The 11830-nt window shown below is 65.5% G+C and carries 14 protein-coding genes; all 14 read left to right on the forward strand.

All coding sequences use genetic code 11. The features are described 5' to 3' along the window. Nucleotides 1-4 precede the first annotated feature (4 nt). The 14 genes from QP457_RS06180 (at nt 5) to QP457_RS06245 (ending at nt 11476) form a co-directional block, all read left to right on the forward strand. Nucleotides 5-571, forward strand: coding sequence for a phage protein Gp27 family protein (locus QP457_RS06180; protein ID WP_205404939.1), 567 nt, complete (start codon nt 5-7; stop codon nt 569-571). Continuing rightward, the gene (locus QP457_RS06185) at nt 571-2217 is read left to right on the forward strand and encodes a hypothetical protein (protein ID WP_240196491.1); all 1647 of its coding nucleotides are present in this window, start codon (nt 571-573) and stop codon (nt 2215-2217) included. The genes QP457_RS06180 and QP457_RS06185 overlap by 1 nt, the downstream gene beginning before the upstream one ends. Further along, nucleotides 2211-3794: a DUF935 domain-containing protein gene (locus QP457_RS06190; protein ID WP_240196490.1), complete on the forward strand. Its 1584-nt coding sequence runs from the start codon at nt 2211-2213 to the stop codon at nt 3792-3794. The genes QP457_RS06185 and QP457_RS06190 overlap by 7 nt, the downstream gene beginning before the upstream one ends. Further along, nucleotides 3787-4986, forward strand: coding sequence for a PBECR2 nuclease fold domain-containing protein (locus QP457_RS06195; protein ID WP_205404938.1), 1200 nt, complete (start codon nt 3787-3789; stop codon nt 4984-4986). Before QP457_RS06190 ends, QP457_RS06195 begins: the two co-directional genes overlap by 8 nt. Nucleotides 4987-5127: 141 nt before the next feature. Next, nucleotides 5128-5679 (forward strand): phage virion morphogenesis protein, encoded by a 552-nt coding sequence (locus QP457_RS06200; RefSeq protein WP_205404937.1) that lies wholly within the window; start codon nt 5128-5130, stop codon nt 5677-5679. Nucleotides 5680-5935: 256 nt separating this feature from the next. Beyond that, entirely contained in the window at nt 5936-7048 is a 1113-nt protein-coding gene (locus tag QP457_RS06205) for a phage protease (protein ID WP_205404936.1), read from the forward strand. A 40-nt stretch (nt 7049-7088) separates the two neighbouring features. Beyond that, nucleotides 7089-7493: a hypothetical protein gene (locus QP457_RS06210; RefSeq protein WP_205404935.1), complete on the forward strand. Its 405-nt coding sequence runs from the start codon at nt 7089-7091 to the stop codon at nt 7491-7493. A 31-nt stretch (nt 7494-7524) separates the two neighbouring features. Further along, nucleotides 7525-8418, forward strand: coding sequence for a Mu-like prophage major head subunit gpT family protein (locus QP457_RS06215; RefSeq protein WP_205404934.1), 894 nt, complete (start codon nt 7525-7527; stop codon nt 8416-8418). 66 nt (nt 8419-8484) lie between these two features. Beyond that, entirely contained in the window at nt 8485-8850 is a 366-nt protein-coding gene (locus QP457_RS06220) for a hypothetical protein (RefSeq protein ID WP_205404933.1), read from the forward strand. A 3-nt stretch (nt 8851-8853) separates the two neighbouring features. Next, complete coding sequence (locus QP457_RS06225; RefSeq protein WP_205404932.1) at nt 8854-9360, forward strand: DUF1320 domain-containing protein; 507 nt, start codon at nt 8854-8856, stop codon at nt 9358-9360. Continuing rightward, nucleotides 9357-9806 carry a hypothetical protein gene (locus tag QP457_RS06230; RefSeq protein WP_205404931.1) on the forward strand — a complete coding sequence of 150 codons (450 nt, stop codon included), beginning with the start codon at nt 9357-9359 and terminating at the stop codon, nt 9804-9806. Before QP457_RS06225 ends, QP457_RS06230 begins: the two co-directional genes overlap by 4 nt. Further along, on the forward strand, nt 9803-9979 hold the full coding sequence (locus tag QP457_RS06235; protein WP_205404930.1) for a hypothetical protein: 177 nt from the start codon (nt 9803-9805) through the stop codon (nt 9977-9979). The genes QP457_RS06230 and QP457_RS06235 overlap by 4 nt, the downstream gene beginning before the upstream one ends. 4 nt (nt 9980-9983) lie before the next feature. Then, on the forward strand, nt 9984-10964 hold the full coding sequence (locus QP457_RS06240) for a phage tail tube protein (RefSeq protein ID WP_205404929.1): 981 nt from the start codon (nt 9984-9986) through the stop codon (nt 10962-10964). 152 nt (nt 10965-11116) lie between these two features. Next, nucleotides 11117-11476 carry a hypothetical protein gene (locus QP457_RS06245; RefSeq protein WP_205404928.1) on the forward strand — a complete coding sequence of 120 codons (360 nt, stop codon included), beginning with the start codon at nt 11117-11119 and terminating at the stop codon, nt 11474-11476. Nucleotides 11477-11830: the final 354 nt, after the last annotated feature.

An 11830-nucleotide genomic window follows, 5' to 3' on the forward strand; every position in this document is an offset into this window, starting at 1 on the left:
CGCCATGACTGCCCCACGTCGCGGAAAGTCCAGCATCCAGCGTCTACCGCCGGAACAGCGCGCTCATGTAGAGCGCCTGCTCCGCGAGGACCGCCTGACGCTGGCGGAGATGATCGCCGAGCTGCAGCAGACGTTCCCAGGTGAGCCGGCTGCGGAAGTGTCGAAATCGGCACTGCATCGCTATCACCAGGGCATCTCCGCCATGACTGCTCGCATGCGGGACATCGAGGCTGCCGCTCAGGCGGTGGTGGGCGAGCTGGGCGAGGGTGTCGGCGAGAAGGCCGGCGCACTGTTGGGTCACGCCATCACCACTCTGGCAACCAACGCGGCGCTGAAAGCGCACGAAAGCGACGAAACCAGCATCGAAGACATCCGCAAGCTGGCGCGTGCTGCCAACGACGCGATGAACACCCAGCGGATGAGCGTCAACGTTCGCCGCGCGGTCGCGCAGGAGGCCCGCGAGGCCCTGCAGCGCGAGCAGGCCGCGAAGCTGGACAACGTCGTCAAGTCGGGCGGCCTGTCCGAAGAGCGGGCCAACGAGTTCCGCAAGAAGATTCTGGGAATCGGCTGATGGTCATCGCTAAGGCAGTGCGCCCTAAAGCTGCGCCAACCAAGACGCCGTTGGCAGAGGCCATCAATCGGGCCGATCGTGTCGAGGATCTGCTGCAGGACGAACTGCCGGCATCGCTCGCCGTCGAGGTCAACAGCGCCATCGATGCCGTGCTGCTGAAGTACCAACAGGACTGGGTTGCCGATGACAGCGACCTGAAGGTGGCCGAGAAGAGTCGACGCGTAGGCCTCACCTGGGCCGAGGCGTCAGACAACGTGCTGACCGCTGCCAAGTCCCGTCAGGGCGGCGGGATGAACGTGTACTACATCGGCTACAACATGGACATGGCCATCGAGTACATCGAGGCCTGCGCCATGTGGGCGCGCGTGTTCAACCAGGTGGCCGAAGCCGTCGAGGAAGGCGAAGAAGTCTTCAAGGATGGCGACGATGAAAAGTCGATCAAGACCTATACCATCCGCTTCGCCAGCGGCTTCCGCATCGTGGCCCTGTCCTCGCGCCCGGCCAACCTGCGCGGCAAGCAAGGCGTGGTGGTCATCGATGAGGCCGCATTCCACGGCGCCCTGGACGAACTGCTGAAGGCAGCCCTGGCGCTGCTGATCTGGGGCGGCAAAGTCCGTGTGATCAGCACCCATGACGGCGATCAGAACCCGTTCAACGAGCTGGTGAACGAGATCCGGGCGGGTTCCCGAAAGGGTAGCGTCCACCGCATCACGTTTAAGGAAGCTGTCGAGCAGGGTTTGTTTGGACGTGTCTGCATGCGCAGGGGCGTGCCGTGGGACGTGGACGCCCAGGGCAGCTGGGTCATCGGCGTCTATGCGTTCTATGGCTCGGCCGCTGAGGAAGAGTTGGACGTTGTGCCAAGCCAGGGCTCGGGCGCCTGGTTGACCACAGCCCTGGTCGAACAGCGCATGTACGGCGCACCGGTCCTGCGCTACACCTGCCCCAAGGGCTTCGAGCAGCAGTCAGATAACGCGCGCCGCACTGCCGTCCAGGAATGGCTGGATCTGGAAGTCGGTCCGCTACTGGACGCACTGGACCCGGAGCTACAGAGCGTGTTCGGTCAGGACTTCGGCCGTTCGGGCGATCTGACCGTGATGGTGCCGGCGCAGATCGAGCAGAACCTGCGCCGTCGCGTGCCGTTCCTGTTGGAGCTGCGGAACATGCCGCACAAGCAGCAGGACCAGGTGGCCCAGTACGTCATCAAACGCCTGCCGCGCTTCGTCAAGGCGGCGGTGGACGCTCGCGGCAACGGTAACGCCGTGGCCGAATTCCTCGCCCAGGAGTTCGGGTACAGCCGTGTCGCCCTGGTCATGGCAACGGAGACCTGGTACCGCGAGAACATGCCCCCGCTGAAACAGGCGTTCGAGGACGACACCATCGCCATCCCCAGGGACAAGGACGTCCTGGGCGACCTGCGCGCCATCAAGATGATCAAGGGCGTCGCCCGCGTGCCTGATCGCTCCACCGGCAAGGACGGTGGGCAGCGTCACGGCGATGCCGGCATCGCCATCGCTCTCATGTACTACGCCAGCCGACACCCAGGTGCGGAAATGGCATGGACGCCAATGCCGCGCAGCAGCCGCGGCTACGACACCGTCTCCCATGACGGCGACGACCTCTCTATTCCGGAACCCGAAGCATGGTGAACAACTCCCGCATCCTCGGCCCCGATGGCCAGCCTCTCCGCGTCGCCCAACTGGTCGAGCCGCAAACCGCCCACGCGATCCAGCTGCAGCGTGAGTTCCAAGGCCACCCCTCGCGCGGCCTGACGCCCTCGCGGCTGGCCGCGATCATGCTGGCCGCCGAGCAAGGCGACGTCATCCGGCAGTACGAGCTGTTCGAGGACATGGAAGAGCGCGACGCCCACATCTATTCCGAGATGTCCAAGCGGCGCCGCGCCGTGGCCAGTCTGCCCTGGAAGATCGCACCGCCAAAGAATCCCAGCGCGGTCGAGAAGAAGAATGCCGAGCAGCTGCAGGAAACGCTGGAGTCGCTGGATAACCTGGAGGGCATCCTCTTCGACACCACCGACGCGATCGGCAAGGGCTTTGCGTGCCAGGAGATCGAGTGGCAGCGCTTGGGCGCCGAGTGGCAGCCCAAGTCGATTCTGCACCGGCCGCAGAGCTGGTTCCAGTTCAAGCGTGGCTATCAGCAGGAGATCCGCCTGCGCGTCGGCGGTGGCGAGGGCGAAGCGCTCCAGCCCTATGGTTGGATCACCCACACGCACGCGGCTAAGAGCGGCTACCTGGAGCGCTCAGCATTGTTCCGCGTCCTGGTGTGGCCGTACCTGTTCAAGAACTACAGCGTCGGCGATCTGGCGGAGTTCCTGGAGATTTACGGCATCCCGATGCGCATTGGCAAGTATCCGCCAGGTGCATCCGAGAAGGAGAAGCTGACGCTGCTCCGGGCGCTGATGCAGATCGGCCACAATGCGGCGGGCATCATCCCCGAAGGGATGACCATGGATTTCCCTGCCGTTGCCGAGGGTGACCCCAAGGCATTCGAGCTGATGATCAGCTGGTGCGAGCGCAGCCAGAGCAAGGCGATCCTGGGCGGAACGCTGACCAGCCAAGCTGATGGCAAGAGCAGCACCAACGCCCTGGGCGAGGTGCACAACGAGGTGCGCAAGGAGCTGAAGGACGCCGACGCCAAGCAGGTGGCCACCACGCTCACGCGCGACCTGATCTATCCGTTGGCGATGTTGAACGGCCTCCTTCCGCAGGGCGATCGCCGTCGCTGCCCGCGCTTCACCTTCGACCTGGCCGAAACGAAGGACATCGGCGCCTACGCGACCGCGCTGCCGCCGCTGGTGAAACTGGGCATGCGCATCAGTCCGACATGGGTGCACACCGAGCTGGGCATTCCCGAAGCCGGCCCGGATGAGGCGGTGCTGGTCGACGGCGCCGACGCCGCTCCTGCAGGCGTGGCGGCGCTCACTCGCGCCGGCCTGGCGGTGGCCACCTCGCAGGCTGCGCGTGGCAAGGACAGGGAGGACCAGCTTGCTGCCCTGGTGGGCGGTGAGATCGACCCGTTGATTACCGACTGGGTCGAGAAGATCCAGCAGCTGGTGGATACCGCGCCGGACCTGGAGCACATCCGACAGGGTCTGCTCGACCTGCTGCCATCGATGAGCGCCGATCAGTTCACCCGAGCCATGCAGCACGCGCTGGCGATCGGTGGCGCTGCCGGCATGTTCGATGCCCTGGAAGACAGTCGTGGCTGAGATCCGGGGCAACTTCGGCAGCCTGCCCGAGGCGGAGCGCTACTTCCGCGACAAGGTCAATCTGCCCACCAGGCGCTGGAACGATCTCTGGCAGGGACAGCATGCGCGTGCATTCGTCGTTGCCGGCGCCACCCGTGACGCCTTGCTGACGGACCTGCGCGAGGCAGTCGATGCTGCGATCACGAAAGGCGAGACCCTGGCGGACTTCCGCGCCCGGTTCCGCGACATTGTCCAGCGCAACGGCTGGGTTGGGTGGACGGGCGAAGGCAGTCCTGGCGGCCAGGCCTGGCGCACGGCGGTCATCTACAACACCAACATCCGAACCGCCTACCAGGCGGGTCGATGGGAGACCCTGCGCCACTTCCCCTACCTGCGCTACAAGCACAACACCGTGCGCAATCCCCGCGAGCAGCACAAGGCGTGGGACGGGGTCATCCTGCCGTCGACCGATCCATGGTGGGACACGCATTACACGCCCAATGGCTGGGGCTGCCACTGCACGGTGATCGGCGTGTCCGAGGCCAAGATGCGCGCGATGCGCTGGAAGGTTAGCGAACGGCCTGCCCCTGTCCCGGGCGACCCTCCACCGGAGTGGGCCTATCACGTCGGGCATGCAGCCAACGGTCGCCAGATCGCCGATGCCGCCCTGGCCAAGGACGCGGCGGCGAAGTGGTCCGAGCTGCCGGGCAAAACCGCTGCGGAGTACGGACGACCGGCGCAGGTTCCGCTTGATGCTGCCGCAGCTCAGCCCCTGGCCAGCGGCATCCGCGACCCGCAGCGCGTGCGCCAGGTTTGGCGGGAGCTGTACGGCGAGACCTCCACGCTGCGCGATCCTGCAGGCGACCCGGTGCTGTTGACCGACCAGGTGATCGAGCACTGGCTGGAGAAGCCCTCGCGCCTGGATGGTCGGGAGAAGTACCTGCCGCTCCTGGCCGAGACCATCCAGGCACCGTTCGAGATCTGGGCCAACTTCGCCCAGAACGACGCCGGCAAGGTCGGCCTGCGCCGCTACTACGTCAAGCGGGTTGAAGTGACCGAGGGTGAAGGCGCGGCGGCGAAGCGCTATGCGTTGACCGTCATCGCCGAAGTGCTGCCAGGCGGCGTCTGGGGCTCGTTCGACTTCTTCCGGGGCAACAAGCCACAGCCGCGATCGCGGCAAGGAGTGTTGGTATGGGGAAGGTCGGAAGAATGAGCCTTTGCTCACAGACGCGCCAGCTCGCTCTGCGGCGCTTCCTGCAGGGCCTCGGGGGCTGGCCCACCCTGTGGAAGGATTGCGGCCCTGGGGCCGCTACACCAGGGGCGGCTGGTCCCTGGTCCGTGGCCGGAGAATACCATGGCTGACGAGCCCCTGATTCTCCAGGTAGATGCCGACCAGGCGAAGCGTTGGTTCGGCGAACTGCACCGCCGCAGCGCCGACCTCAGTGGCCTGATGGCCCAGATCGGCGAGGACCTGACCGAGAGCACCCAGGCGCGGTTCGACACGGGCATCGGCCCTGATGGCGTCGCCTGGCAGCCACTGGCAGACGGGTCTGGCCGCACGCCGCTGAACGCGACGCACCGCACCAGGGATGGCATCCATCCGCTATCGGGCGTGGACTGGGTGGAGATCCGCGCCGATTCCAAGCAGGCCAGGTGGCACCAGGAGGGCACAGACCCGTATGTCATCCAGGCCAAGCCGGGCAAGGCGCTGTTCTGGCCAGGCATGCAGATGCGTACCGGCAAGGACGGGAAGGAGTCGCCGGGGTTCGTGAAAAAGGTCAACCATCCGGGACTGCCGGCGCGTCCCTTCCTGGGCATCAGCGAGGCCGATGGCGAGGCGATCGAGCAGCTTGCCGTTGCCTGGCTCGAATTGGACGCAGAAGCCGGAAATCTGCCCCCCGCCTAAAACGGCCCCACAGGGCCTCTGAGGCCCCCTGGGCGCGGCCACCGTCCGAGGACGCCCCGTCCGAGGCGCCCAGGGGCGATTTAAACGCCTTTCAAACGCGGTTGCGGTCGGCAGTGAAGGCGGCGTTGCGACCAACGGCCGATTTTTCGCAGAACGTGTACAGTTTGGGATCGATGGCGCGAGGGCAGCTGCCCCTCCATCTGCACTAAGGGATGTTAATCCCGATCCGCTCAGTCGACCGGCCAATCTGGCTGGGATGACCAAGCCAGCCCAACCCCCCGTCCCCTCGAACGTCGCGATCGCCGCGTGCAGCTTCAAGCTGCCACTGAGCCTTGCCGATGACGGAACCATCGAAATGCAGCTGACGCCTGCAGGTGAGTTCCGGCCCAACGATGGCCGCGAATTGCCCGTGCCGGCCTGGTACATCGATGCGGCTGTGGCCGAACGCGTCATCGCCCGCTTCAACGCCAAGAACAAGCCGCTCGTCGTTGATTACGAGCATCAGACCCTCAACAAGGAAACCAACGGGCAGCCTGCGCCGGCCGCTGCCTGGATGCGTGCGCTGCAATGGCGCGAAGGTTCCGGCCTCTGGGCTATCGCCCGGCCAACGGCTCGCGCGCTCGCTGCGATCGACGCCGAGGAGTACCGCTACGTCTCGCCGGTGTTCCGCTTCGATGAGAAGACCGGCGAGGTGCTGACGATCGAAATGGCCGCCATCACCAACACCCCCGCGATCGATGACATGCAGGCGCTGTCCCTGCGTGCGGCTGCCACGTTCGCGTTCCACACCGACACCGAGGATCACCCGATGAATGCCTTGCTCGCAGCCTTGCTGGCTGCACTGAAACTGCCCGCAACCACTACCGAAGAGCAGGCCATTGCCGCCTGCAGCAAGCTGGGCCCGAAGTTGGCCACGCTGGAGAGCCTGACCACCGAACTGGGTGTTGATGAAGGCGGCGCGCTGGCTGCCTGCTCGGCCCTGAAGGCGGCGTCCACCAAGCCGGACCCGACCAAGTTCGTGCCGCTGAGCGCGGTGGAAGAGATCCGTGGCCAGTTGGCCGCGCTCAGTGCAGAGCGCACCAACGAGAAGGTCACCGCATTGGTCGAGCAGGGCCTGGCCGATGGTCGCATTCTGCCCGCCCTGAAGGACTGGGCCACCGACCTGGGCAAGTCCGACATTGCCGCGCTGAACAAGTACCTGGCCGGCGCCCCGGCAATCGCGGCACTCAGCCAGACCCAGACCCAGGGCAAGAAGCCAGGCGGTGACCAGGCGCGCGACGCACACGGTCTGACTGACGGCGAGCTGGCCGTCTGCTCGATGACCGGCATCAGCCCGAAGGACTACGCCGCCGCCAAGCCGTCCGCCTGACGGCAACGCGTCAACCACGCCTATATATAAGGACACTGCCATGACCGCAGCCACCCAGGGCCGCAACACCAATCGGCGCGACGCTCAGCGCGTTGGCCACCTCATCAATCCCGGCACCCAGATCTGGGCCGGCACGATGATTGCCCTCCTGACCACCAACGGCAACGCAGTGCCTGCCGGCACCGCTGGTTCTGGTGACGCAGTCGGCGTCGCACAGAACGATGGGTTCGGCGATGGCACTGTCCAGGCCGATGCCTGGCGCGGCCACGCGTTCCACTTCGCCAACAGCGCTGCAGCCGACCAGATCACCCGCGCCGACATCGGCGCTAAGGCGTTCGTGGTCGATGACCAGACCGTTGCCAAGACCGACAACAGCGCCGCGCGCAAGGTCGCCGGCAAGATCATCGACGTGGACGCCGCTGGCGTCTGGGTCCTGGTCGGCTGATCCCGTTCCACTCCTTCCACAGGACACCCACATGCAGATTTCCCGCGCAACTCTCGCCACGCTGTTCGTGGCCTTCAATGCGGCCTTCAAGCAGGGCCTGGGCCAGGCGCCGTCCCAGTACGAGCGCATCGCCACCGTCGTGCCGTCCACCACCAAGTCCAACGAATACGGCTGGCTCGGCAAGCTGCCGGGCATGCGTAGGTGGATCGGTGACCGCGTGATCCACGGGATCACGACCCACGGCTACACCATCCGTAACGAGCCCTTCGAGCTGACGGTTGGCGTTGACCGCGACGACATCCAGGACGACAACATCGGTGTCTACACGCCGCTGATGCTGAACATGGGCGAGTCCGTGGCTGCGCAGCCCGATGAGCTGACCTTTGGCCTGCTGAAGAACGGCATCAACACGGCGTGCTATGACGGGCAGAACTTCTTCGACACGGACCACCCGGTCATCGACGCTGGCGGCAAGAACGTCACCCAGAGCAACATCGATTCCGGCGGCACCGGCCCCTACTGGTACCTGCTGTGCACCAAGCGCGCCCTGAAGCCGCTGATCTTCCAGAACCGCCAGGACCCGAACTTCGTGTCCATGGACACCGAAACCGATGAAGCGGTGTTCACCAAGAAAGAGTTCCGCTACGGCACCGATTGCCGCCGTAACGTGGGCTTCGGCTTCTGGCAGATGGGCTACGCCAGCAACAAGCCGCTGACGGCGGAAAACCTGCAGGCCGCCTATACCGCCTTCACCAGCCGTACCGGTGATCACGGCCGTCCGCTGGGCCTGGTGCCCGATCTGCTGGTCATCACGCCGAACCTGAAGTTCAAGGCGGCAGAGATCCTGACCGCGAACCAGATCTCCGGCACCGACAACGTGATGAAGGGCGTTGTTGAGGCCCTCGACTCGCCCTGGATTCAGTAAGCCCATCCGAACGGGGCCAGCGTCACCCGCGCTGGCCCCGCCGTTCAACTCAGCAAGGAGTGGCCAATGGCCAACCAGCAGATCATCGTGAAATCCCGACAGGAGCGTGGCCGTTGGCGCGCAGGCCGTCACTTCACCCGCCAGGGTGAAACCATCGACGTGGCAGACCTGAAGAAAGGCCAGCTCGACGCCATCAAGGGCGACCCCGAGCTGATCGTCCAGGAGGTCGAATCGAAGGGCGAGCCGACCGCCGACGAGGTGGCGATCGCACGCCAGAAGGCAGCGACCAAGAGCGCGGCCGGCAAGAAGGCCTGGGGCGAAGCCGAGGTCAAGGCGCAGGCAGCGGCCGGTCTGGATGCAGCGGCCTGGGAAGCGCTTGCGCCGGCCGAGCGCGTGCCGCAGATCGAGGCGCACCTGGGCAAGGAAGGCTGACCGATGAGCTACATCACCCTCACGCAGCTGGCCGAGATCCCTGGCGCCCTGGAGCTGGCGCAGGTGGCCACGGCGAAGGACCAGCGCCCCGTGTCCGCCGCGCTGATGGACGCCACGCTGCGCGGGGGTGATCGTAGTGCCTTCGATCCCGCCGAAGTCCTCCGCGCCGACGCCTGCGTGGCTCGAATCCAGGAAGCGATCGCCCAAGCCGGCGCGCTGATCGATGGCTACCTGGCCAAGCGCTATCAGCTGCCCTTGGCGCAGATGGACACCATGCTGCCCACGTGGGCGCGAAGCATCGTGCGCTACCAGCTCCACGGCGATCGCATGTCAGATGAGCGCACCGACCCTGTTGTGCGGGATTACCGCGATGCAATGAATTTCCTGCGGCTGATTGCCAAGGGCGAATTCCACCTGGGAGGCGCTGACCCGACCACCGGCCCCACCGGCCTGGGCGACTTCATCATCCATCCTGGGAACAAGGTATTCGGCAGGGACGGCCGGCCATGACGGTGGGTCCCTTTCCAGTCGGAGCGATCATCGCCCGTCTTCAGGAGCAGGCCACGGTGCTGCTCGAAGTGGGCAGTGCTGCAGACCTCAGCACCGCATTGGAGCAGCAGCCCAATACAACCGTGGCCGCGTTCGTTACTGCCGCCGAGCTGGGGCAGCGCTCGAAGTACTCCACGGGCGGCCCGCACATTCAGAACGTCGACGTCACGATTCGCGTGGTGCTGTTCGTCCGCAACTATGCGGGGGAAGCGGCGGGCACTGGCGCCCGCCAGCAGATGGACACTGAAGTGATCCCCGCCGTGCGCCAGGCGCTGGTCGGCTGGACCCCGGCCGACGCCTTCGATGCGCTCTCCTTCCAGGCGGGCCGCGACGAAGCCTTCAAGGCCGGCTGGCTGGTCAGCCAGCAGGTGCTTATCACCAACTACCGCATGCAGGTATCTCGATGACCAACAAACCCACCCCGACCAGCGGCGGCGCTTGGCGCGTGATCGATGGCGCCCTGGTCGATGAGGCCAAGGCGAGCCCCGCACCGCCAGAGATCTCGCCGAAGGTCGCCGCCGAGCCGGCGAAGCCCCCGCGCCAGCGGGCCAACACCACCACGTCTCCCACCGAGGAATAGCCACATGGCACAGCCCCAACTCGAACCCTTCAAGCGTCGCGGCCTGGCGCTGGCCGTGCGCGCCGCTGCCGGCAGCCCTGTCGTGCCGGCGCCGGCAACCAATGGCGTCCTGCTCTTCAACGGCACCAGCGGGACCGAGTTCGACAAGATCGAACGCCCCATCGACCGCCCCTTCCTTACCGGTCAGCCCTTCGCCGTGGGCGCGCGCCGCGCGTACATCGAGGGTGAGTTCGAGCTGTACCCGCCGACCTCGCCTGGCGGTGTCGCCGACAGTGATCCCGACTGCGGCGTACTGCTGTTGCCGGCCGGTCTGACCGTGGTCAAGGACGCCACGGAGAAGACCACTCGCTATAACCCCATCAGCACCAACATGGCGCTGAGCGATGCGAAGTTCTGGCACGCCGGCACGGTCAAGCATGTGCAGGCGGCCCGCCACAACCTGACCAGCCTGACCATCACTGTTGGCGATCGCTTCAAGGGCAACATTCGTGTCCAGGGCGACTACGAAAACATCGCCGAGGAAGCCCTGCCGGAGATCGTCCTGCCAACCACGGTCCCCACCGTCGCCAGGGCCGACAACACTGTGACCAAGATCGCCGTGCTGGCGGGTGGCGCTGCACTGACGGTGTGGGCCAAGTCGCTCTCGGTGGACCTGGGTAACACCATCACGCCGAAGGAGTACACCTCGCACAAGGAAACGGGCATCACCGATCGCGCGCCGACCTGGACGCTGCGCCTGGCCAAGACCGCCCTGGCGGACTTCAACCCTTGGACATTGCGCGATGCGGCAACTCCTCTGTCCATTTCGTTGCGCCTGACCGAGCAGAGCAAGCTGTACAGCGAGCTGGGCATCCGTGGTCAGATTGACACCATTAACGAGACGGAAATTGATGGCGACTATGGCTGGGAACTGTCCGGCCCCTGCGTGGCCAGCGATGCAGGCGGCGACGAGCTGTACATCGAGTTCGGCGACGCCACGCCGTAACCCCAGCTACACTGTCCTGACCGAAGCCCCGCCCAGTGCGGGGCTTCTTTTTTCAGTGAGCCGCGTTAGTCCCGATGCCGATCGCGCTATTGGCAAAGTGAAGTGGTCCCGCTCAAACGGGCTTTAACACCACTTCCCAAGGACTTCACACCATGCTGCGACTCGCAAAAACCGACTCGGTGCTCTTGCCCGTCACCCTGCGCCTGCCGACCGATAAGGTCGACGTTTTCAACGAAGGCACCATCCACGTCCAGGTCAAGGTTCTGTCCAAGGACCGCCTCAAGGCGATGTCCGATGACGACACCCAGGATGCCGAGTACATCCGCGAGATCGTCCTGGACGTCCAGGGCCTGGGTGACGACGCCGGCACCGCCATCACCGGCCCTGCGGCGGTCGACCAGGTACTTACCGGCACCTGGTCCAACTTCCTGCAGGCGGCGATCCTGCAGGCCTACTTCGCGCAGTTCGGCGAGGCCCGCGTAAAAAACTCGAAGACGTCGCGCGGGCGCTGATTGGGAAGGGTCCACGAACTGGCGGCATCCACAGGAGCCATGGGGCTGAGGATGCCGTCAGTTCGGCGGACTTTCTGCGCGACGGTGGGGCATCGGCAGAAGAAGCTCTGGAGACTGTCCACGTCCTGGAATCTAACTGGGACACCGTCCGAGTGTTCCGCCGCTGCCGTCCCCGCTGGATCACCGGCTTCCATGCACCGGTCTACGACGGCATAGAAGCGGCTGAGTTGCATCACGCCATCGTCCTGCTCGACATCCCGCCATCAGACGTTCCATCACTGCTGGATGGTGTCGATGTGATGGTTGGCGCCACCCGCCAAGCACGCTCGGAAGAGCCATAGGTGCCCACGTGAA

Source organism: Stenotrophomonas sp. As-7, assembly GCF_030291015.1.
GTDB classification, from domain to species: Bacteria; Pseudomonadota; Gammaproteobacteria; order Xanthomonadales; family Xanthomonadaceae; genus Stenotrophomonas; species Stenotrophomonas lactitubi.

Bases quoted from the DNA above. Each gene is read 5' to 3' on its own strand.
- QP457_RS06180 (WP_205404939.1), top strand. From the start codon at position 5: ATGACTGCCCCACGTCGCGGAAAGTCCAGCATCCAGCGTCTACCGCCG.
- QP457_RS06185 (WP_240196491.1), top strand. From the start codon at position 571: ATGGTCATCGCTAAGGCAGTGCGCCCTAAAGCTGCGCCAACCAAGACG.
- QP457_RS06190 (WP_240196490.1), top strand. From the start codon at position 2,211: ATGGTGAACAACTCCCGCATCCTCGGCCCCGATGGCCAGCCTCTCCGC.
- QP457_RS06200 (WP_205404937.1), top strand. From the start codon at position 5,128: ATGGCTGACGAGCCCCTGATTCTCCAGGTAGATGCCGACCAGGCGAAG.
- QP457_RS06205 (WP_205404936.1), top strand. From the start codon at position 5,936: ATGACCAAGCCAGCCCAACCCCCCGTCCCCTCGAACGTCGCGATCGCC.
- QP457_RS06210 (WP_205404935.1), top strand. From the start codon at position 7,089: ATGACCGCAGCCACCCAGGGCCGCAACACCAATCGGCGCGACGCTCAG.
- QP457_RS06215 (WP_205404934.1), top strand. From the start codon at position 7,525: ATGCAGATTTCCCGCGCAACTCTCGCCACGCTGTTCGTGGCCTTCAAT.
- QP457_RS06220 (WP_205404933.1), top strand. From the start codon at position 8,485: ATGGCCAACCAGCAGATCATCGTGAAATCCCGACAGGAGCGTGGCCGT.
- QP457_RS06225 (WP_205404932.1), top strand. From the start codon at position 8,854: ATGAGCTACATCACCCTCACGCAGCTGGCCGAGATCCCTGGCGCCCTG.
- QP457_RS06230 (WP_205404931.1), top strand. From the start codon at position 9,357: ATGACGGTGGGTCCCTTTCCAGTCGGAGCGATCATCGCCCGTCTTCAG.
- QP457_RS06235 (WP_205404930.1), top strand. From the start codon at position 9,803: ATGACCAACAAACCCACCCCGACCAGCGGCGGCGCTTGGCGCGTGATC.
- QP457_RS06240 (WP_205404929.1), top strand. From the start codon at position 9,984: ATGGCACAGCCCCAACTCGAACCCTTCAAGCGTCGCGGCCTGGCGCTG.
- QP457_RS06245 (WP_205404928.1), top strand. From the start codon at position 11,117: ATGCTGCGACTCGCAAAAACCGACTCGGTGCTCTTGCCCGTCACCCTG.